At 56.8% G+C, this 20,545-nt stretch carries 24 protein-coding genes and 1 tRNA gene; 5 read left to right on the forward strand and 20 right to left on the reverse strand.

Translation table 11 applies throughout. The features are described from left to right. Positions 1 to 52: 52 nt before the first annotated feature. Entirely contained in the window at positions 53 to 1,090 is a 1,038-nt protein-coding gene (locus tag ETAA8_RS03125; protein ID WP_202921902.1) for a DUF1559 domain-containing protein, read from the reverse strand. Between ETAA8_RS03125 and recG the strand changes: the two genes are divergently transcribed. After that, positions 1,076 to 3,454 carry an ATP-dependent DNA helicase RecG gene (gene recG, locus ETAA8_RS03130; protein ID WP_145100130.1) on the forward strand — a complete coding sequence of 793 codons (2,379 nt, stop codon included), beginning with the start codon at positions 1,076 to 1,078 and terminating at the stop codon, positions 3,452 to 3,454. The genes ETAA8_RS03125 and recG overlap by 15 nt on opposite strands. Before the next feature lie 89 nt (positions 3,455 to 3,543). Here recG and ETAA8_RS03135 read toward each other — a convergent pair whose 3' ends face one another. Then, positions 3,544 to 4,044, reverse strand: coding sequence for a transposase (locus ETAA8_RS03135; RefSeq protein ID WP_145084744.1), 501 nt, complete (start codon positions 4,042 to 4,044; stop codon positions 3,544 to 3,546). 109 nt (positions 4,045 to 4,153) lie between these two features. Next, a complete protein-coding gene (locus ETAA8_RS03140) occupies positions 4,154 to 4,837 on the reverse strand; it encodes a hypothetical protein (protein WP_145084748.1) in 684 nt (227 codons plus the stop codon). 429 nt (positions 4,838 to 5,266) lie between these two features. On the opposite strand from ETAA8_RS03140, the gene ETAA8_RS03145 reads away from it, so the two are divergent. Then, positions 5,267 to 5,353: transfer RNA gene (locus ETAA8_RS03145), tRNA-Leu, on the forward strand. On the opposite strand, the gene ETAA8_RS03150 is transcribed toward ETAA8_RS03145, so the two are convergent. From ETAA8_RS03150 to ETAA8_RS03170, 5 genes are all read right to left on the reverse strand, one after another. Next, the gene (locus tag ETAA8_RS03150; RefSeq protein WP_145084751.1) at positions 5,351 to 6,595 is read right to left on the reverse strand and encodes a tyrosine-type recombinase/integrase; all 1,245 of its coding nucleotides are present in this window, start codon (positions 6,593 to 6,595) and stop codon (positions 5,351 to 5,353) included. The genes ETAA8_RS03145 and ETAA8_RS03150 overlap by 3 nt on opposite strands. Before the next feature lie 70 nt (positions 6,596 to 6,665). Beyond that, positions 6,666 to 7,022 carry a hypothetical protein gene (locus tag ETAA8_RS03155; protein WP_145084754.1) on the reverse strand — a complete coding sequence of 119 codons (357 nt, stop codon included), beginning with the start codon at positions 7,020 to 7,022 and terminating at the stop codon, positions 6,666 to 6,668. Then, positions 7,019 to 7,285 carry a hypothetical protein gene (locus ETAA8_RS03160; protein ID WP_145084757.1) on the reverse strand — a complete coding sequence of 89 codons (267 nt, stop codon included), beginning with the start codon at positions 7,283 to 7,285 and terminating at the stop codon, positions 7,019 to 7,021. The genes ETAA8_RS03155 and ETAA8_RS03160 overlap by 4 nt, the downstream gene beginning before the upstream one ends. Beyond that, complete coding sequence (locus tag ETAA8_RS03165) at positions 7,282 to 7,995, reverse strand: hypothetical protein (RefSeq protein WP_145084760.1); 714 nt, start codon at positions 7,993 to 7,995, stop codon at positions 7,282 to 7,284. The genes ETAA8_RS03160 and ETAA8_RS03165 overlap by 4 nt, the downstream gene beginning before the upstream one ends. Continuing rightward, positions 7,988 to 8,281 (reverse strand): hypothetical protein, encoded by a 294-nt coding sequence (locus ETAA8_RS03170; protein ID WP_145084763.1) that lies wholly within the window; start codon positions 8,279 to 8,281, stop codon positions 7,988 to 7,990. Before ETAA8_RS03170 ends, ETAA8_RS03165 begins: the two co-directional genes overlap by 8 nt. A gap of 152 nt (positions 8,282 to 8,433) precedes the next feature. Between ETAA8_RS03170 and ETAA8_RS03175 the strand changes: the two genes are divergently transcribed. The 3 genes from ETAA8_RS03175 to ETAA8_RS03185 are packed head-to-tail and all read left to right on the forward strand — an operon-like array spanning position 8,434 to position 9,939. Continuing rightward, the gene (locus ETAA8_RS03175; protein ID WP_145084766.1) at positions 8,434 to 8,649 is read left to right on the forward strand and encodes a helix-turn-helix domain-containing protein; all 216 of its coding nucleotides are present in this window, start codon (positions 8,434 to 8,436) and stop codon (positions 8,647 to 8,649) included. Between the two features lies 1 nt (position 8,650). Further along, the gene (locus ETAA8_RS03180; protein WP_145084769.1) at positions 8,651 to 9,553 is read left to right on the forward strand and encodes a hypothetical protein; all 903 of its coding nucleotides are present in this window, start codon (positions 8,651 to 8,653) and stop codon (positions 9,551 to 9,553) included. Positions 9,554 to 9,558: 5 nt separating this feature from the next. Further along, positions 9,559 to 9,939 carry a hypothetical protein gene (locus tag ETAA8_RS03185; RefSeq protein WP_145084772.1) on the forward strand — a complete coding sequence of 127 codons (381 nt, stop codon included), beginning with the start codon at positions 9,559 to 9,561 and terminating at the stop codon, positions 9,937 to 9,939. Between the two features lie 280 nt (positions 9,940 to 10,219). Here ETAA8_RS03185 and ETAA8_RS03190 read toward each other — a convergent pair whose 3' ends face one another. From ETAA8_RS03190 to ETAA8_RS03245, 12 genes are all read right to left on the reverse strand, one after another. After that, the gene (locus ETAA8_RS03190; RefSeq protein WP_145084775.1) at positions 10,220 to 10,741 is read right to left on the reverse strand and encodes a M50 family metallopeptidase; all 522 of its coding nucleotides are present in this window, start codon (positions 10,739 to 10,741) and stop codon (positions 10,220 to 10,222) included. Next, a complete protein-coding gene (locus ETAA8_RS03195) occupies positions 10,738 to 11,265 on the reverse strand; it encodes a hypothetical protein (RefSeq protein WP_145084777.1) in 528 nt (175 codons plus the stop codon). The genes ETAA8_RS03190 and ETAA8_RS03195 overlap by 4 nt, the downstream gene beginning before the upstream one ends. Before the next feature lie 2 nt (positions 11,266 to 11,267). After that, positions 11,268 to 12,971 carry a hypothetical protein gene (locus ETAA8_RS03200; RefSeq protein WP_145084780.1) on the reverse strand — a complete coding sequence of 568 codons (1,704 nt, stop codon included), beginning with the start codon at positions 12,969 to 12,971 and terminating at the stop codon, positions 11,268 to 11,270. Between the two features lie 13 nt (positions 12,972 to 12,984). Continuing rightward, positions 12,985 to 13,668: a hypothetical protein gene (locus tag ETAA8_RS03205; RefSeq protein ID WP_145084782.1), complete on the reverse strand. Its 684-nt coding sequence runs from the start codon at positions 13,666 to 13,668 to the stop codon at positions 12,985 to 12,987. Positions 13,669 to 14,094: 426 nt separating this feature from the next. Continuing rightward, positions 14,095 to 14,439 carry a hypothetical protein gene (locus ETAA8_RS03210; protein ID WP_145084785.1) on the reverse strand — a complete coding sequence of 115 codons (345 nt, stop codon included), beginning with the start codon at positions 14,437 to 14,439 and terminating at the stop codon, positions 14,095 to 14,097. An 88-nt stretch (positions 14,440 to 14,527) separates the two neighbouring features. Then, entirely contained in the window at positions 14,528 to 15,121 is a 594-nt protein-coding gene (locus ETAA8_RS03215; protein ID WP_145084788.1) for a hypothetical protein, read from the reverse strand. Between the two features lie 61 nt (positions 15,122 to 15,182). Continuing rightward, a complete protein-coding gene (locus ETAA8_RS03220; protein WP_145084791.1) occupies positions 15,183 to 15,542 on the reverse strand; it encodes a hypothetical protein in 360 nt (119 codons plus the stop codon). Between the two features lie 71 nt (positions 15,543 to 15,613). Continuing rightward, entirely contained in the window at positions 15,614 to 15,850 is a 237-nt protein-coding gene (locus tag ETAA8_RS03225; protein WP_145084794.1) for a basic helix-loop-helix domain-containing protein, read from the reverse strand. A gap of 64 nt (positions 15,851 to 15,914) precedes the next feature. After that, the gene (locus tag ETAA8_RS03230; protein ID WP_145084797.1) at positions 15,915 to 17,063 is read right to left on the reverse strand and encodes a hypothetical protein; all 1,149 of its coding nucleotides are present in this window, start codon (positions 17,061 to 17,063) and stop codon (positions 15,915 to 15,917) included. Between the two features lie 284 nt (positions 17,064 to 17,347). Further along, positions 17,348 to 19,669 (reverse strand): hypothetical protein, encoded by a 2,322-nt coding sequence (locus ETAA8_RS03235; protein WP_145084800.1) that lies wholly within the window; start codon positions 19,667 to 19,669, stop codon positions 17,348 to 17,350. After that, entirely contained in the window at positions 19,653 to 20,042 is a 390-nt protein-coding gene (locus ETAA8_RS03240; RefSeq protein WP_145084803.1) for a hypothetical protein, read from the reverse strand. The genes ETAA8_RS03235 and ETAA8_RS03240 overlap by 17 nt, the downstream gene beginning before the upstream one ends. 75 nt (positions 20,043 to 20,117) lie before the next feature. Beyond that, positions 20,118 to 20,363 carry a hypothetical protein gene (locus ETAA8_RS03245; protein WP_145084806.1) on the reverse strand — a complete coding sequence of 82 codons (246 nt, stop codon included), beginning with the start codon at positions 20,361 to 20,363 and terminating at the stop codon, positions 20,118 to 20,120. Between the last annotated feature and the right edge of the window lie 182 nt (positions 20,364 to 20,545).

Here is a 20,545-nt window from a genome sequence, read left to right on the forward strand (position 1 = left end):
TGTGGGTGAAGGGTGACAGGAGAGTGGGAACAGTAACAGGCCGCTGCAGAAGCTAAGGGGGCGAAATGACCTCGCCATCTTCCACGCTGATTAAGCGGGCCATCAGGAACTCATCGACATCGTCCGCCAGAATCGACACATGACCATCGGCATAGGCCACATTTACGCCGGCCGGATGATGGCTGCGCGGAGCGGCCGAGAGATACTGGAACGATCCCGGGCCATAAGTGCTGCAAGGCATCTTGCGCAGTTGGGCCTCGGCCGGATCGGGACAGTTGTAGAGCATGTCCAAATTCGAACCTTGATTGTTCGGTCGTTGCGTCTGGCCCAAGCTGGCCGACCACGGTGTATAGCCGCTATTGCCAAGCGTGGTTTCAATCACCTGGTCGTGCATATCGAACGAGAGCAACGTGGCGCCGGTCCAACCCACAGCCCATGCGCCACGCTGATCGAGCGAATTCGAGCGCGTGCGGATTTCGCCGAGCATCATCAGATTCGAAGTCCCCTCGTTGGCCAGATGGCGATGGCTGTGCGGCAAGTGCGAAGTGAGTACGCCGCGATAGCGATGTTGATATTCCACATGGATCGGCCCCACAAAAGCCGCGTAATTTCCCTTGGCAAGCACCTTGTTATTCGTAAAGCTGGGGTCTTGATAGAAGCGCCCCTTCGTCTGGTCGCTGGGGCAGAGCAACATGTTGATCTGATTGGCCTGCGGCTCGTTCGGCTGATCGAGCACGGTGCGGCCAAAATCAAACTTACTGTGCAAGGCCGACTGCTCGAAGTACGGCAGCGTGAGGACGACCCAACTGAGCATGGTGCCGGTGCGCGATTCGAAACTGGTCGTGATCGAAGCATCGACAATGGCCGACGCGGGAAAGAGCTTCAGCGAACTCTCGTAGTTCTCAATTGCCAGCGCCAGTTGCTTCAACTGGTTCTGGCATTTAATTCGCCGGCTCGCCTCGCGCGCGGCCTGCACCGCAGGAAGCAACAACGACACGAGAATGCCGATGATCGCAATCACTACGAGCAGCTCGACGAGCGTAAAACCTCGCGAGCCCCTGCGCCGCGGCGCAGCCTGACACGGGCCCATACAGCCTCCGAGTGGAGTCATTTCGAAGAGGCAGAAAAAAAGCGAATCGTCACCCGCTCCGGAACCCAATGGAGTCGCTGCCAAGGAAAAAATCAAGGTAATGGCTGCAAAAATCAACGACGTTTCTTGGCTCCGCGCCACGCCACTGGCAAGTTGATCTGCTTGGTGAAGAACGAACGGCGTCCGTTCGGCAAAACACGAAGCGCGGCTATAATGCCCCCCATGAACAGCGTCCCGCCAACCACCGAGCCCTTGCTGACGCCAGCGCAATTTCTGAAAGGGGTCGGTCCCGTCAAAGCTGAGTTGCTGGCCAAGCTCGAGCTCTACTATGCCCGCGATCTGCTGTTCAACTTTCCTCGCACCTATCAGGACATGAGCGAACTGCGGACCATCGACCAGCTGGAAGAGGGCAAGCTGGCCAGCGTCACCGGAGTGATCGAAGAAGTCGACCTGCGCAACACCGGCACCGGCCGTTCGCTGTTGGGGCTTTTGGTCAAACAAGGAGCCAGCTATCTGCGCGGGCTCTGGTTCAATCAGCCTTATCTGCGTTCGAAGTTTCAGGTGGGGAGGCGGATCCTCCTTTCTGGTGAACCAAAGATGCAGGGCGTCCGCTGGGAAATGGTCCATCCCAAATTCGAGTTTTTGGCCGATGACGACGACGTACCCGCTGGGCGAATTTTGCCCGTCTATTCGCTGACCGAAGGGCTGAATCAAACGCAGATGCGGCGGATCATGCAATCGATTGTCGAGTCGCATGCTCAACTGGTCGACGACGTCTTTCCCGATGACTTTCTGGATGCTCACAACCTGTGGCCCATTCGTGCGGCCCTGCCACAGATTCATCAGCCCCGCGATCAAGACAGTCTGGAGCAAGCCCGCCGCCGGTTCATCTATCAAGAACTCTTCGTCCTGCAGCTGGCCCTCGCCATTCGCAAATGGAAACTGACGCACCACCGCCGCGCGCCGCCGTTGCCCACTTCGGCCCGCATCGATGCCCGCATTACGCGACTCTTTCCCTTCGAGCTGACCAGCGAACAGCGGACGGCCATCGATCAAATCGCTGCTGACATGGGTCGCGAAGTGCCGATGAATCGCCTGCTGCAAGGTGACGTTGGCAGCGGCAAGACGGTGGTCGCCATGTATGCCATGCTGCTGGCCGTCGCCCACGGCAAGCAAGCGGCGCTAATGGCACCAACCGAAGTTCTCGCTCGGCAGCACGTGCAGACGTTGTCGACGGCGCTCAAGGCAAGCCAGGTGCGCATTGGCTTGCTTGTCGGTTCACTCACTGCAGCCGAGCGCAAGCAAACGCTCGATGCCCTGGCTGCTGGCGAGCTCGATATTCTCGTCGGCACGCATGCCGTGACGCACGCGCTGAATCAATCAGTTCCTGTGGCAACCTCCGACGGCTTGAGCGAAGCACTGGCCGGCGGGCGCTTTGCGAAACTAGGATTGGTGGTGATCGACGAGCAGCATAAGTTCGGTGTCAATCAGCGGGCGGCGCTCAAGCGGGCCGGCATCGATCCGCATTACCTGGTGATGACCGCCACGCCGATTCCCCGCACAGTCACCATGACCCTCTTCGGCGATCTCGACGTCTCGACCCTTCGCTCGCCGCCACCGGGCCGGCAGAAAACCCACACCTATCTGGCCGAAGATGGCCAACGCGCCCGCTGGTGGAACTTCTTCAAACAAAAACTGACCGAGGGGCGCCAAGGTTTCGTCATTGTGCCGCTGGTCGAAGAGACCGAAGCCGTCGAAGCCGCCAGCGTGCAGCAAACGCTCGATGTCTTGCAGCGGGGCGAACTTCTTGGCTATCGCCTCGCGTCGTTGCACGGCCGGATGACCCCCATCGAAAAAGAATCGGCCATGGAGAGTTTTCGCCGCGGCCGCACGCAGGTGCTGGTGAGTACCAGCGTGGTTGAGGTCGGCGTCGATGTTCCCAATGCCACGCTCATGACCATTGAAGGGGGCGAGCGCTTTGGGCTGGCGCAGTTGCATCAGCTGCGGGGACGGATCAGCCGCGGTAGTCACGCGGGCTATCTGTGCGTCTTCGCCAATCCGTCGACCGACGATGCTCAGCGCCGGCTCGATGCCTTCACCAAATCGACCGATGGCTTTGAACTGGCCGAGCTCGACTTTCAGCTCCGCGGCCCGGGCGATTTGTTCGGCACGCGGCAGCACGGTCTGCCGCCGCTCCGCATCGCCGACCTGGCCCGCGATGTAATCATCGTCGAAGAAGCCCGCAGCGATGCGCAAACGCTCATCGCCGCCGATCCCGACCTGACGAATCCCACCTATGCCAAACTCAAACGGATGGTCCTCGTCCGCTATGGCGAAGCGCTCGAACTGGGCGACGTAGGCTAGTCTTCAGGGAACCCGAAGCGTGAGCGAGGAGAGCGCCGCGGCTGCCAGCGCCAAGTAACTCTGGCAGTCGTTCGTTATCGTTTAGCACCTCATTTTGGACGTGGGCGATCTTGACCATCGCGGACATACAAGATTGCAGCTTCCAGATGGTCATCCTCGAACAACCAACGAATGCTGCCGCGCTCGGCCCACCAGTGTTCGCGCGATTCTCGGCGATTGGTCGCGCAAAAACTCTTCAGCCGTCGTGTGAGCCAGGCTTTAATTTGCGTTCGCATCAAGCGCGGAGCAGCGCTCGCGGAGATCACGGCATGCAGGTGATTGCTGCGGCAATTTACGGCGTGCAATTGCCACTGTTTGAAATGGCAAGTTTCGCGCAGTTGATCGTGAACTTGTTCGCGCTCGGGGGGTGAGAGACGACAGGAGCCCTCTGTCATCTTCGCCATGCTCTCCAGTTCCCGCCAAGGATCTGGAAGCTGAAATCCATGACGAAACTCAACCCAGCCCCGCTGATCGCCGGGGAGCCAAGTGCCGTACGTGGCCCAGGTGAAGAAGAAGGCCAGCGGATCGGTTTGAGAACGAACAACGGTCATGAACGCGATGTTAGCGGGTGAGCGGCCCGGTGGAAACGGTCCAGCGGGCGACTACGCTTCCTGCGTGCGAGGGCGCTCTCCTCGCTCACGCTTCGGGTCACCTGAAAAGCTACTCGGCGAGCACGATGATCTGGCTCGCTTCGAACTGGATGAGTTCGCCGTCTGCGGTGCGGAGGACGAGCGCGCCGTACATTCGCTGACCAGCGCGGGCGGGATCGACCAGGTGGACGACGAGCCGCGTCTCGGCAGAGGCGGGAAACGTGAGATCGCTCACGGCACGTGCCCAGCAGTTGTCGCTCACCACATAGTCGCCGGGGCCAAAGCGAACTTCATAGGCGGCAATGCCCACGCCGGGAATCATCGGCCGCCCCGCATTCCGCGGATAGAAAAACGCTTCCTTCACCACTTTGTCCTTGGCCGTCGGATTGACGTAAGGCATCACCTGCCCACCCGCCCCGCTGGGATAAACCGGCGGCGCGTTATTCAGCGCCCGCGCGGGAAACCGCAGCTGGCGGTCGTTCACGTCAATCGCAGGAATCGACTCATTCAGCACATAAGGCTGCGTAGGGACCACTTGACCGGGCACAACCCGCCCAGGCACCTGCTGCACGACCACCGGGCGAACGTACGAGCGACTCGACCACGACCGCTGAATGGCCAGGATCAACAGTGTGGCGATCAACACGCCCCCCACCAAATAGAGCCATTTGCGCTCGCGGGCATGTTGCCAATAGCGGGTCATCGAAGGGCTGTTCGCCAGCCGGTCAAATTGAGATTGGGGTGCAGACGACATGGTGTTGCCTCTTGAGTTGAAGGTTCATCTGGTCACACATCCATGCCAACCCCAGCTAGTGCAAATGAAATGCCAGTCGATTAATTCACATTTCGCCCGGTTTTTGCCCAGGCACACCCCCAAAGTGCCCCCGTCCGCCGCAAGGTGAGCGAACGCCGACCACCGGCACCAATGTGCAACCGACCGCTTTCGAAGCCGTTCTGCCTGCAAGTAGGTCACATCCGCCGGGTGTGATCCTGGCTGGCAATTGGGACATCATTTGGCATCCGACCGACAAACTGCAGATCCCGTTTTTCACCACTCCAGATTCCGGCCAGCGGCCAGAACCTACCGAGGACCGCGAGAATGGTTACCGTCGATCTTGCGAACTTTCTGCTGAACCTGCCGGTTCCGCGGGGGTACTTTCTGTTTACAATGTCGCGTCTCCCAGGCTGGGTGGCGAAATTGGCAGACGCACAGGACTTAAAATCCTGTGGTGGGTAATCCACCGTACGGGTTCGAGCCCCGTCCCAGCTACTTGCAGGTTCTAGACTTACGTGCTTTCTTCGGGGCCTTTGCTGGCTCCTCAGCCTTTGCGACTGTACCCAGGTACTTCGCGATTCTCTCGCCCTGGTCGTGCGCTCGATCGCGGAGATAGTACTGCTCCGTTGTCGTAAACGACGCATGCCGCATGATGGCTTGCAGGTCGCGCGGCGGTAATCCAGCGTCCGCCATACGTTGGCCGAAACTGCGGCGGAGATCGTGCGCGGATGCCGATTTGCCGTCGGCGTTGACCGCGACATTCGCCTTTTCACCGATGAGGCTAATCGTTCTCCCGACCTGCTCTGTCGTCATTCGCCCCGTCCCCTTCTTCCGAGAGATCGGGTCGAATATCCAGCCAGACCGATCGGCCTCAGAAGTTTGGGCGATGATCGCGGCAAATGCTGGCGTTGTCGGGACGTCTTGAGCCTTCCGGTTCTTCTGCATCTTGGCCGGGATGTGAAGCAGCAGGAGGCCGCTACGGCGCCAGTGCGGTAGGATTGCCCCGTCGGCCGTCCAGTGCAACGACATCGCCTCCGAGAGCCGCAGGCCGCTTTCCCATAGCCCCCGCAGCAAGCGCTGCCAGGAAGCGACCGCCGTGGCATCTTCGGTTTCGATCGCCTTGGGAACGGCCGCCAGCATCCGCTCGAATTCTTCGGCGCAAAGCGGTCGCCCCTTATCGGGTTCGTCTACCTCGAGGAGTTCGAATTCGACGGGCTCCGGCAACCACTTCATGGGGCGATGTGTCCAGTTCAAAGCCGCGATCAACGTGGCGAGGTAGGACCGGACCGTATGCGGCGAGCGTGCCTTCTTGACCTTTCGATTTCCGCCGGACCCCGCAAGTAATTCTGCTTGCAGCCGAGCGAGCGTTGCATCTTCTGACATCTGGCCAAGGGTTGCCGGGGAAATGATAGATTCGCACACGTCCAGGCGATACTCGGCAGAGCTACGCGAATGGCTGCTGCGCATTGTTGCAACTTTCAGCCGAGAATATTGATCGCGAAATTGTGACCATGGCATCAATGGCCCGGCGTCGCGGATCTTTCGGGGCTTGGGGTCAACTCCGAGCAGCAGCTTAGCTTCAATCTCTTTTTGCTGCTCAATCGCTTGGTTTTTATCCTCGGTTTGAGTCGAGATTCGTACCTCGCGATTTTCACCGACGGGGGTGTAGCGAATCTGCCAGGGTCTGCCTGCTGGCTTGGCCAGGCGGACCTTTGGAACCTTTCGTTTCTTGGGCATTGGAAATTCTCCGCAGACATGAAAAATCCCGGCCGAACACCGACCGGGACGAGGGAAGAGTCAAAAAAATCTAACGCGTCTCAGGGTCCGCTTGGAACCAATGGGCTTGCTGTTGATGGATAGCACGGTCCGCCGCGAGACTGATCGCCGTTGCTGGCTGCTCGAAAAATCCACCGGTACCAATCCAACAGCAACGACAATCGATGATTTCCGCCAGTCCGACGTAAGTCAGAATCTGAATATCACGTCGTATCGTCCTATGGCACCATGGGCGGCCCATGTATTCCGAGACTTCGGCAACTAGATCGTCGAGCAGTAGACCGTAACGCTCGCGCTGCAGGGCCTGAACCACACGAATCAGCCGTTCCAGGGCAACGCCGCGCGAGGTTTCGGCGGCCGTGAGCTTTTGCGGGGTGGTGGCAATCAAGAGGCACCACCTTTCACCGAGCACGCTTTAGAAACGGCAGCCAAGAGAGCATCGATCGCTTCACACTCGGAAACTGACAGCGACTTATTCGCCGCGAGGGCGCGAAGCGTATCAAGTCCGTAGCCGATTTGCGTGATGGCCTGACTCAAATCCCTCGCACGCTGTTCAATGTCGTGAATGGCGACATAGCCTACGTCGAGGGCCGAATCCAGCCGCGCGAGCGCGTCGCGGGTTTGCTTCTGCTTCGAAGGTTGCCGTTTCAAGCTACACCCCCTTCCTCGCCAGCCAGGTCGAAGAGCAGGGCTTCACGCTCGATCGATTCAATCTCGGCCGCGGTGGGCCGAACGAGGCGAATGGGAGTAGAACCGGCTATTTGCATGTGGCCAAGCTCGCCGGTCAGGTCGTAACTAACCAGCCGAGGAAGATCACATTCGCCAATTTCGAGAACCACCCACCAATCCTGGCTGTCTTCGTCCCAGCCTTGGAGCAACGGTCGGTTCCGTTCCGCGGCCAGTTCAATCGCTTGCTGGCGAGTGTGGCCAGCGTCAAGGTACTGATCGGTCAGCGGATTGTCACCCAAATCGAACTGTGGGATGTCCAACACTGTTGACGGCTCAAATTTAAAACTGCGGTCCCAAAGCTCGCACTGCGCGACAACATATCTTTTGCTGCCCGAGAACCTCACGGACACCGGAGAAGATTTTTCTTCCTTCCACCGCGACACCTTGCGACGTGAAAGGCAACGATCAACGTCAACCTGATCTGCTGCGAACGTGGTCGCGATGTCAGAAATTTCCTTTTCGCCGTGGAAAATTGCCAGGGCCTCCACGGTTTCCGCGTCCTCCGTGGCAGGCTCCCAGACGTATTCATCATCCCAATTGGGCTCCACTTCATCCCTGTCGTCATCGATAGGCAGGGCAATCGCCACAGCAGCGGCCAGGAACGACCGCCGGGAAGTTGGGTGGTTATGCATGGGCCACCGCCTTCCGGCCCGACTTGCCGGCCAGAGCGTTGCCAATGTGCTGAATCGCCGCGGGGCTCTCGTTGACGGTGCGGAGAAGATCAGCGAATCCGCCAAAGAGATTGGCCCATTCGTTGGCGGTTTCTTCAAAGTCGGCAACCGCGGCATTGAGACGATCAGCGGCCGAGGACTTCGGCACTTCCAGGGCGGCATTCGCATCGAGCGAGCAGACCGGCTCGAGCAGAAACGCCATTTCCTTCTGATGGACGGCGCGCGTGGGCGCAAGTACACTTTTCATCGTAAACCTCATTAACGTGGGGTTTGCCAGGTTCCCGGGTGTTACCAGCACCGCGGGAGCCATTTTTCTTTCTCGTGACCACACTTGTCACGTGACTATGCCATTATTCATATTCGGATAATCAAGTCAATCCACTTTCGGATAATTTTTCGATGTCGCTTGAAGATCAGTTGCGAACGGCGATCAAAGACTCGGGCCAGCCAGGACTTGCGATTGCTAAAGCGACCGGAGTTTCTCAGCCAGCAATTTCCCGATTTCTCTCGGGCGAGGACATTCGCTTTTCGGCAGCGTCGAAGCTCGCCGAGTACTTCGGCCTGGAACTGCGGCCGGTCGACCAGAAGGCAAAGAAGCCAGCACCCAAGAGGTAATATGAGCGTGGAAATGATAACGCGTCTTCTTGGTGAAGGCGGAATGACCGCTGCGGAAGCGATACTTACATGGAAGCTCTTCGGGCCGTTAGCTACGCATATCGGCCAAAAACTACCTGGTCTGACTGACCAAGGCGCTGCCAATTTAAAAAATGTGATTAATTTCGCGGTGGAAAAGATTGGCACGGCGATCAACGAACCAGGCCAGGTGTTGCCGCGAGTTTTTCGCGGTGCGATGAGTGAAGCAGTGTTCTGCGACGACCGAATTGCCGCTGAATACCTTGGCGGAGTTTTGGCCTCGTCGAGAGTGCCACTAATTGGCAACAAGCCCGAAGAGCCTGTTGTGGAGGAGGACGACCGTGGCGTTGTGATTAATTCCCTAATCGCCCGACTTTCTAGTTTTCAACTGCGAACCCATTATATCCTCTATCACGCGCTGCGAGACCTCTATGAGGGAGTGGGGCCAGTCAATCGCCTGCACGCTGGCGTGAAGATGCCTGGGGCGACATTCATGGTGGCATTGACACACAATCGAACGTCAGCATGCGGTGAAAAGCTTGCAGCAATTGTTAATCATGCATTCTCTGGGCTTTACCGCGAATCATTGATAGGTGATTACGAAATATTTGGCGCCGACGCGGAGAACTCATTCCGTTTTAAACCGAGTGAATTTGGTCAAGAGTTATTCATGTGGGGATATGGTTACGGAAATCTGCTTACACCACATTTTTTTAATCCACACTTGAGTTTTCCGATTAGCAGTGACATTTACCTTCCTTCGGAAGATATCAAACTGGTGGTTCACGATCCAGAAGATTCAATACAAGTTAAGTCGTATTGGTACGACCCAAATTGGTCGGAATGGTGCTGTCGCCTAACCCGTCCATATTTTGATTTGGAGTAGCATCCATGATTCGTCTATCTTTCCTTCTGCTTGTTCTTCTCTTCACCACCGGCTGCAACGTCGCTAGCTCAGTCATTCCCGAATCACCGTACGCGAAAGCCGTGCGCGAGGACTGGCGGGAGTCGGTTGGCGATGGCGAGCCAATCGAGATCGTCAAGGTTCATGCCGAGGGAAAGCCGGCTGACTACCTCGTCCGGCCCATTGCAGTCAAGTTTGATTCCGTTGGGATGCAATCGACCGAGTACAGGCAATGCACCGATGCTGGAATTGCAGTTCCTGTTACTACCAAGGTGCGAGGGTTGGGCGGTCCACACGAGCAGACAACGCTCTTCATCATCGAAGGCGGCAAGGTAGCGCAGAGTTATTCAATCTACAAGCGAAAATAGTCAACCAAATTGTCAAAGAGCCTCGGCCGCTACCTTCTCGCCGCCGCCGACAGATCGCGAGTGCAGACCACTTGCACCGGTTTGCTGCCTTCATCCTGCCGAATTGATTTGCCGCCAGGATTCTTTGCTTGCCGAGACAGGAAATCACTTTCCGTCCAGTTGGCCTGAATCTCCTCGCACCTTTGCCTAATCCCTGCCGGTGTGGGATCGCCCGGCATTCGTTTAAGGCTGACGCGCTCAACCGGCGGCCGGTACTGCTTCAGATTTCGCGGCTTGGGCATCACACCTCCAGCGGATTGACGTTTGCCAGTTCGTACAACACTTCAACCGTCTCGCCCGATAGCTTCCCGAGTCGAGCCAGGTGATCGGCAATCTCGTTGATCGCGAACCAGTTGCGTTGCACGAGGCGAATCGTTCGCCCGATCGCGCCTTCGGTAATGTGCTCGCGCGAATACCGAACGGGCCCGCGTTGCTTTCGGCCTGCCAATTCCACAAGACGACGATGGGCAACGAAATCTTCAGCCGTTCCGAGCTGCTCGCCGTGCAGGAGTGCTGCGCGCACGTGCTTCACATCGCCACCGCTTTGATACAGCCATTCCGCGGCATAGCCGGCCAGTGTGACCAGGGCTGTTGATTTCTCGCCCGCCCCATTTCGGCGGTATCGCATTCGGGCATAGCCGTGAGTAATTTCGCCGCGGCCATCGACAACGAGAGAAGCCACCCGCGCGCCGGTAACCAGGCCCACGACTGCGTGACCTGCTTCATGGATTGCCGTTGCATATCGATCTTTTGAAGTGCTCATATTCTCCTGCTTTCGCTCATAGCGCGGCTGTAAACTGACATAATTGCAGACAGCGACATCGTTTCGTGTTCAGATAAAACATCGGCCAATGCCTCAATTGCGTGACTTCTTTCCTTCGCAATCTGCAAGGCCCGATCAATCGCGCGAAGCGAGACAGCGGCATAATTGGCACGCTCAAGCCGCTGACAATTTGGGTGATGGTGCAAGACTTCAACGTTTCGCCGATGCACCCGAAAGGTAGTCCCCGGTTGCTGGTTCGCCGGTACATTGAAAACAAAATGGATGCTGTCGCGCGCATCGCCGATGCTGAATGAACGATCAAGACAGCAAGCAGCTGCACCGCCGACCGCAATAACTGCCAGCCGCCATGCAGTTGGTATCTGTTTCTCGTTGCTAACATCGATGGTGATACCACCATGTTCGCTCGTCCAGATGCGGCGTATCCGAGAGCCTACAGCGATCGCAGCGACCGCTTGCCCGGCAACGTGAACACATTTGTTTGTATGTTCGTTGAAATTTTTCATGGTTACGCGATCCCCTTTTCACCTTCGGGCGAAATGAAACTGCTGGGTGGGATCGAGATCGCCGGCAACGTGTCCCACGGAAGGGCCGGCGCCCGAAACTCACTTACTGTCGGCGCGCGACTCAGAACGAACACATATTGGCAGTCGACGGTAAATATCTGCTTCCCGTCACCAGTCATCTGCGGAGGGCGGAAATTTGGACGGAATGTCTTCAGATAGTGGGTGATTCCGTGCGAATCTTTGTAGGTCTTGGGCTCCCACAAATCAGGTTCTTTGCCGACGCGTTCCACGCTCAGATTGATGATTCGCCGGCACGTGCGGCCAGCGACCTTGATCGCGGCAATCGTGTTGCCAGTGTCGGGCAGGGCTTCACTGTACGGCGTGAAAATATACCCCTCGTCGTATTCGTAAATAGCCTCAACTTTCGAGAACAGGTACATGGCCGATTCGTGTTCGCTCGAATAGCCAGGCGAGTTAATTTCGAATGGTACTGTGTCCGTTGTCTCAGTGACTTCGGTATCGCTGTCGTCCTCGCCGGGACTTGTATCGTCGCGTGAAACGTCCGAGATCTGCGGGACTGCATGCGATCCGCCGCAAGCCGACTGCAACTGACTCTTAAAAAGTCCGATGATGCTGGCGCAATGCAGGGGTGGCGCTGCCATGCGGGTTCGATCGTAGTTCGGCATTTCGATGGGTTTTCCGAATGTGTCGAGTACCACATTACCGAGTTTCAGAGGCGATCCACTGGCGCTCGATGCTGCGCTCAGTGCGCGCTGCACTGTCGCACGCGCCTCCACGGTTGAGGTTCCGAGGTGATCGGTTATCACAAGTTCGCGGAAGATGAACGCGTTTTCAAAATTGAACTTCTCGACCTGTATCTTTCCATTGATGATTTGCATGCACTTGGCCAGCAGTTCTTGCTTGTCGGCATTTGGCGGGCCGTCGAGGCGAACTGAGATATTTCCGATGCTGAATGCGCCGGCCATATCCATCGACTCGGTGTGATTCCCGCTAAGCACCAAGGCACCACTAGGAGGCGCATCGCCCATCAACTGGACGTCGGTCACTTCCCAGCCAAGGCAAAGGCCGTCAGGCTCGGTAGTGAAGTTCATCCGGGCCCGTCTAAATCCCCTCGCGAGAACAGGAACGCACAAGTGACGGTAGTTCTGCGGATTATCCACCCCGTTCGCGACTCGCAGCTTCCCTCGCCAATGCCGCGTTACTTGCCATTGCTCGTTGATGTCGTCGGTGACGGTCCATCTGTTATTCACGGGGCCAGTCGATTTGCCGCACTCGATTCGGCACACTTCCACCGTAAATAAAATCTTGATCGAGCCCGGGCTAACTTGGGCAATCTTCAGTTCTCGCACCTTCGGGCCATTATTCGCGTCGAGCCGCTCGCTCGATTCAAGGTAGATCGTTCCATCCATCACCAACTGAAACGGCTTCCTGTCTTCCGACAACATGTGCCGGACTGCTTTTAGGACAGAAGCAGCATTAGCCCCGGCCGCATTCCCACCGGTCACCCCGTGCATTTTGACCTGGGCAGTCAGGACGGCGATGTTAACGACACACTCGGACGAAACGACAAACTTGGAATGCAGCTGATCCGTATCGCTGTCGTCGCGGATGGGAGTTAAGTCATGGATCTTCGTCAACGTTCCAAGAAGCTTGATGCCGTTGTAAACGATGTAGTAATCAGACATTTTGCGTCACTTTCTAATTCGGGTTGCGGGCTGGTGGTGCTGGCGGCTGTTCGATTGGCGGATTCCGCCGGCCGGTAAATTCACCGTTCGCCAATCGCTGGGCCATTCCGGCAAGTGCCTGCGATTCTTGGCGTCCTTGGTGCCTGGTGTTCTCGTTGATCCTGTCCAACGCCTTCTGGACCTCTGGAAACGCTTGAGCAACGGCAGTGGTAATCGTCATCAGCGTTGTTACCCCCAGTTCGACCTTCGTTAGCACCTTTGCCACGATATTCGCGAGGGTAATTTGTGCAGGCAGGAGCGCTTTCTCCAGGCGATCTTGTGCGTTTGTCAATTGCGAAAACGCATGGCCGGTTCGATTGCCGAATTGCATGTTCCGAAACGTTCGACTCGTGTCGAGTTTCGCCAACGCTACGGCATAGGGCGCGCTCACTTCCGAGATATGGCGCCGTGACTCGATCAGGGCAGCGCCAAACTCTTTGACGATCTTGGGCATCGTGGCCATGGTGACCGCTGTTGCTGCGACACTGCCGGCGACCCCAGCAGATACGGCCGCGGCTGGCTTGCCGACGCTGTGCGCAACCTTGGCGGAATGCAGCAGCCCCTGAACGTTATTTCCCTCCCTGAACGACTGCTGAGCGGCCCCGACATTACTGGCGACGCCTCCCAGGTAGCTCTTGGGGCTAAAGAGCCGAGACATAACATTTTCGCCCCGATATGAGGCTTTTGCGGAACTTCTTGCGCCTTGGCGTACGGAACGCGCCCACGCATCTGACATTGTGGGCAGGACACGGCGACGGGATCGCGCGGACTCGCTTTGTGTTCTGAATTTGCGTTTCCCTGGCCGCTTTGCTTTCCTGCTACTGCGCGCCAACACATCCCCAATCGCGCTCCTGCTCGATCGGAACGTACGTACGGTGTTTCGGTATCTCTTCCGTGCGAAAGCTTCAGTGTTTCGCGCAGCATGCATGAACTTGCCTCGCGCGCTCGAAGCAACTCGCACCGTCCCCTGGCCGAGACTCGAAGCACCGCGTGCGATCGCCCCGCCGGCGCTGGCCAACATACGACCTACGGCGGCAGAACCGCGGGCAATAGCCGCGCCAATGGCTGGAAGTGGCATGGTCGGTTATTCCTTGAAAAATGGAGTTGTTTTCATTGCTCGATCGAGTTGCCCTGCAAAATCAATGAACAGCTCGATCAACTGGCGTTCGGATAGCCCACCGCGGGAGTGTGGCGGTACCCGGAAGACGTGCCGAACAGCCGCGGCCATGGCCCCAGCGGCGTCCGTAGACCCGCTGTTCATCCGTGCGAGAACGTCATCGCTCAATCCTCGCTCAGATGCGGCCGCACGCGAGATCGGCAACACGTCGACGCGGCGAATCTCGATGCCGTCCCAGAAGTAATAGTTATCAATCGATCGTCGGGTAACGAACTTGGCATACCAGAGAGCAATCGAAGCGAACCAGGTCATGCAGCTACCCTTTCAAAATCGCACCGGGCGGGGCGGAAGACGAATCACACCCCACCCGGCACTTGCTAACGAGCGCGGCGAGCACTCGCTAGCCGATTCGTTGCATTTGCGAAAAGTACAAAGACGCTGCGGAGGTATCGCCGTTGCTTTGGCGAATTGCTTCAAGGGCAGTCTTCGCCTCGCGCAACTGTCTTGCTTGCAGGAATTCTTCGGGATCCGGAAGGCCGTTACCTTCGCTGTACCGCGAGAGGATCATTGCAAGCGACCCGCAACACGTAACCAGCTCGTTACAGGGGTACTGCCGCGTGATTGGCTCGGCCTGGTTGTGCTGAGTAAGCAGCGTCTTGGCGATTGATGTAATGCACCGATAGACAGCACCAAACCCCTCCGGCATTGGGCCATTGGCCGCAAGAATCACCAGGTTCGAAAGATCGTAGAAGTACCACGCACCCGGCAACGATTCGCCTGGCTGCAATTCGTAGGCTCGTCGTTTCTTGTCAAAATCGCGAATCGCGGCGACAATCTTCGCTTCGCGATCGGCACTCGCGACCGGTACCGAATTGCCGCCGAGTCTTGCAGCACTGCCGCGCAGCCCATAGCGGCGAGCTTTCGGTTTCATTGCCTTCGCAACTTCAGCGCGAACAATCTCGGTAATTTGCTGCACATCTTCATCTGTCAACATTGGAATTCTCTTTTGATCTTAAGGGTTGAAATATCAAGGCTTTGCTGGTGGCGATGGATTGCTAACCGATAGGTAAGTTCGCCAATCGCCGCGCGTGGCCCTGCAGGTCTCGAAGAACGTACGGTTCCTCGAAAGTGCCCGTGAATTCCCTTCGGGATGCTGGATCCGGAAGACGACGGAATTCCTCCACGTCAGCAAAGAGTTGGGCGATTCGGTTTTGCTGCTCCTGGCTCTCACCCTGGCCAGCCAGGCGGGCGGCGATCTCGATTCGCTCGACGACGCGAGAAAGCTTTTCAGGCACCGGGCCATCGGCAGCAACAGCCACCAATAGTCCGAGCATGTTGTCGTCTTGCTGCGATTCAAAGGCAGCAATTGCTTCCAGAATCGATTCGGTACGTTCTTTCAAAACTTGCGCGTTCATGTGTCTCGACTTTCCTAGGAAAAATATCGGAAACTCGCGAGCCAACGACATATTGGCTAGCTGATGGTTTTTTACGCTCGGTAGTTGCTGCTGTACTGCTCGCCAAGGTGGTAGAGGTGGTCAGCCGCTTGGCTAAGAATCACCTCCTTCACTTGATCGCTACCATCGCCGGCGACAACTGCCAAACGAAGGGACGAAAAACACGCCTTGATCGCGGTCACGGCGGCCGAGTTTGGCGTTCCGGTACCGTGGCCCATCCGCTGATCGAGGTGGGCATTGAACTGCGTGGTGGAAAATTGAACGGCCATCGAAAATGTTCCTCTGCAAAAAGTGAATTGAAAAACCTGCTGCTCAAATGCAACAAATTGAAAACTACGAAACGCCGAGCTCTCGCCGCGCGGCTTGCAGCTCCATCGCGTAATTTGCTTTGCGGCCGCGGGCTTGAATTTCCAAACAGCGATCGCGCGCTACCGTGGCAGCGCGAGCCGATGCCGTCGGTGCGAGTGCTGGCTCGGGCTGCTTTTGATATCGTCCGCCAAGCTGAAAACGGCTTTCGGGTTGCTCGCCGCGAACCTCAGCCAGGATGTCGGCAAAGTTCGCACGGCCACCGTGAGGCCCTGCCTTTGCGTTTATCGCATCGCACCGCCGGCGGGCCTCGTCCGTTGTGCGCTTGGAGTACTGATCGGGCGATTCGCCGCTGGCTCGCTTCACCGCTGGCCCACCTGACCTAAATTGCTTGTAGTACTGCTCGATGCGGTTCAGTCGCTCGTCCATTGCAGGATCGAGCTTTCCCGCGGCTTCGGGTTCGTCGACGTCTTCTAGTTCGTCGTCCAGGTCGTCATCCGGTTCCAGCCGCTTGGGCTTCGCGGCCTGGCCCTTCATGCCGGCGGTTGCCTCGCTAATCTTCTGGGTAATAACCCCATCCAAGGCTGCAACGATTTGCTGGATGTCTTCAGGGCTTAACATGGTCGATCCCCTTTCATGAGAATCAGGATTGGCCGAGAAGCGCTCGACCTTCGCATACTTGACGAGCCTACGATTGGCAGCGTCTTTCGTTTTTTCGTAGTGCAGGCCCAGATCGAGCTCCGGTGTCGTGGCGCCAAGTAAGCTGATCGGGTCGAAGAAGCCCGTTCCTGGGTCGCTGGCATCCTGCCAGAACTCCACCGAGATGCGCGGATATTTTTTGAGCAGATGTTTTTTCTCGCGATAAATCCACATCCGTCCGAAGATGGCAGGGAGCGGCCGGCGGGTGCCGAGACGACCCATCGCGAAGGGGCCAACGAATCCGACGACCTCGGGATCGCTTTTTCCATCGTCCGACGTGTGGTTGATAATCAACGGCACATAGTCGCCTGTGTCTTCGATCCGCTCGTTGCAGCGTTCAGTGATTAGGGTCAATTCGCGCTCGCCAACGTTTTGCCCCATGCGATTTGTGTGCGCTTTGAAAATTGCCCGATTGGCGAGGCAAATAAAATCCTCGCGATCACCTGGCGGCATCGGCGTTTTCAAATTTGTGACCATGTTTTTTTCTCTCCGGTGTTTTTGTTCTGGCAGTTAGCCGGAAAACGTTTTTCTTGGTTCGTTGCTGGTGATGTTCGTTACAAAGTGCGTCCTGGGCCCCCCTTGTTATGGTGGCTTTCGGTCGTATCGGGCGCTTCGGGCGCTTTGCGCCTATTGTTAATACCCCTCTCTTTTTCTTGGCCACTCTCTCAATCTCTATCTGCTCTACTCTCTTTCCTTTGACTCCTAAATTCATTCGCGACGTAATTACAATAGGTAGAAAGCGCCCGAAGCGCCCGAAGCGTCTAAAAACTACCCCCTTCGGTTTCTTCATTTACTCCGGCGTAATTCCGTTTTTGGAAAATTCTCTGTTCCAGGTCGGTGATGGTAGGCCGCCCAAATGACCCAAGGCCGGCCCAGATGAACCCACGGCCATTTCGCTTATCCGTGTTTTCTTTGAGTGATAGAAACTTTTCTTCCTTGACCAACTGCCGAAGCTTTCGACTGACCGCAGTGGGAGAGGAATTTTCGTGAGCGGCACGATTTGCCCACTGAACAATAATCTTGGTTGGAATGAAAATTCTTTCGTGCTCGGTGTCGTATCCAAGTCGTCGCAGCTCGTCGGAGATGAATTCCTCGAGTAGTTGGTGCTCTTCCTGTTCAGCATCGACGGTCGCCTGGCGATCGGCGATTGCAGCCTGAGCAACAACCGGGTTAGGTACCCGGGCGAGTACAGACGCCTCCCAGTCAGCCCAGCGAGTGAATCTCTCGAACCGGTGGGGCTCGCTACGGAGTACGCCAATCAGGTCTGCGAGGATCTTCAATCGGTGCTCTTCAATGAATCGGCGGGTGTCTTCTTCCCACGTGCCAGTGTTCCGGGGCTTCTTAATCACGATCACTACCGCCCGCTGGCCCATGTCGGTTGAGAGATTAGCGCCATTCAGCGTCAGGCACCAAGTGATGGTGTTCGGGCGACTTCCCTCGCCCATGTACATTCGGTGACCGCTGATCGTCGACGAGGTGATTAGCCCTTCGAACTCGCCCCATGACCATTTGGTGCTCTTCACGTTATCGATCAGGGCTATTCGCTTGGTTAGGGCATCAGACGACAGCAACCGGGTCTTGATATCCGCCACCTGCTCGCCGCGGTCGAAACTGAGGTAACCACCGAATATTTGAGCGGCCATCCGTACGAGCGTGGTCTTTCCAGCCCCAGGGCCGTCGCCGGTGGTGATGACGAACACCGGCCGCATGCCACCCGCCCCGCCCCACAAGATTGTCATCAACATTGCCTGAATCAGATCGCGATCAATGTCAGTTTCTGGGTTGAATCGATCGAGCAGCAATTGAAGGTGCTCACCGTTGCCTGGCTCGATTACGCCGCACGCATAGTAATGATCTTGCCTCATTGGCTCATGCGGCAAAACTTCAACAGCGGCATAGTTGCGAGCCGATCGGCGATGTTCGTGGAACAACTCGTCTTTGGTGACTGCTCCCGCGCATTGCTTCCACTCGACGATTCCCACCTTGTCGGCCATCCAACCGAACATCGCGGCCGGCTTTTCTAGCCAGCTAATTCCGTGTTTGGGATCATGAACAAACAATGCGTTGCCGGTTCGCCGCGGGAAATCGTCGGTTTCCTTCCGAATCAACTCTTTCACTTCTGTCATGGTCAGGGGGACGGTTGTTTTGCACTCGTTGCCATCCTCGTCTTCGCCGTACTCAATCAGCGTGTTCCATATCCTCGCGATCGGCCGATCCCGCTTGGTATTGCTCGAGTTCTCGGCAGTTTGCTTCGATGCCGTTTCCCCATTGGGAGCCCATTTTGGAGTCGCGAGAATGATGCCGTAGAGATCGTCGCCGGTCGCGCCCTGTGCGATCACGTCGCTGACATCGCCGCCAGGTTGTAGGCCGCGGAACTGTACGATTCGGACTGAAGCAGCTCCGGCTGCATGCACAGAGGCAGCAATCGCTTCTGCGTGTGATTCGCCGGGACTGTCATTGTCAGCGAACCAAACAAAGTGCTTTCCAACGAGTGCCGAGTTGTACTCCTCCAACCATTTCGGTTTCGCGATATTTTTGGAGGCGCCGTCGAAATTTGTTGTCGCTCGGAATCCAAGTGCGGCTAGGTTGTCGCAGTCTTTTTCACCTTCAGCGCCAACAATGAATTCATCTGGCTCGGCAGCAAGAATTGTTGGCAAGTTGTAGAGAACTCGCCGCACACCTTCCATTCCGCTGACCCAGGCTTTTCCGTTCCAGTGTTCAAGCAAGAAGGCTTTAGGGTCGTACCTCAGTTTTCGGAAAAGAGGATTGCCTTGCTCGTCCTGATAAACATAGGCCGCAACAAGCTTTCTCTTCGTTTTTGGCTTGCCATTCGCCTTCGGCTTCGAGCGCTCTGGGAACAAATCGTTGTAGGTCAGACCTCGCGATTGAAGCACGGCGGTTACATCGCAGCCAGCTTGGCAGTGAATGCCTGCCGCGCCGGGATACGCGTCGAGCTCGCCGATACACAACGACGATTTGCAATCTTCGTGAACAGGACACTTGGCTTCCCATTGAGTGGGGCCGGTCTGCCGAGCATCATCAAATTTGCAGGCTATCTCTGCGACCTTACTTGAGTACACCATGGGTAGCCTCTCCATGGCGCGGTTTGAAACTCGCAGCAAACTTTGCGACGTCGGCAACACTCGGAAGCATCGCCACTGCCGCAACTTGGCAAGGACGAATTTCCATAATTCGCAGCGGGAATTTCAATCCCGCGGGGACAGTCCCGTCTGCTCGCTCGATGCGCGAGATCATTTGTAGTTCGATGCGATCTTTGAAACTGTTGAATGTGCCAGCGCGGATAAGCAGGCCAGTCGTGAGCAGGATCAGGCGTTCATTGCCGTCGCGCCAGATATCGCGATCGAGCAGATGAAGCGTCCTGTGATCAGCAAGCTCGGCAAGCGGTTGCGGTTTTTTTCGCGATGCCGTTGATCGAATCCGGTTTTTCGGTAACATAATTGAACCTTTCGGGGTGAACTCTCAAACTCGAGCCGGCAACAATTTGCAGTTGTTTGCCGGCTTTTTTGTGGATTAGCTTGCAACCACCTTCAGTTGCGAATTCTTAGTCTCTTTTCCGGTGGTGGTGATCACGCGGATCAGCTCGCTACCCATCACGAATCCGCGGCCGGCGATGTACTTCACTTCGAGTCCAGCTCGCCGCATGCTTCGCATCCCGGCCCGCCCAATCCCAAGCGTGTCCATTGCACTCGGCAAGGGATACATGACGTCAGGCTTGATTTCGCGCTGGGGAATCTCCACTGATTTGGTTTTTCTCATAAAGTCCTCGCTCGTAAACAGTCACATTCGCAGGCACACACCCAAAACTATTAAGTGAGCCAGGGACACCCGTGGTCACCATCGTTCGGATATCGTGCGATTACCGTTTCGGCAGAGCCGAGATTAGCGGCAGAAAGTGCGGATCACGAAACTCGAAGTTTTGTGCGCCGGCAAGAAACGAA

Source organism: Anatilimnocola aggregata, from assembly GCF_007747655.1.
GTDB classification, from domain to species: domain Bacteria; phylum Planctomycetota; class Planctomycetia; order Pirellulales; family Pirellulaceae; genus Anatilimnocola; species Anatilimnocola aggregata.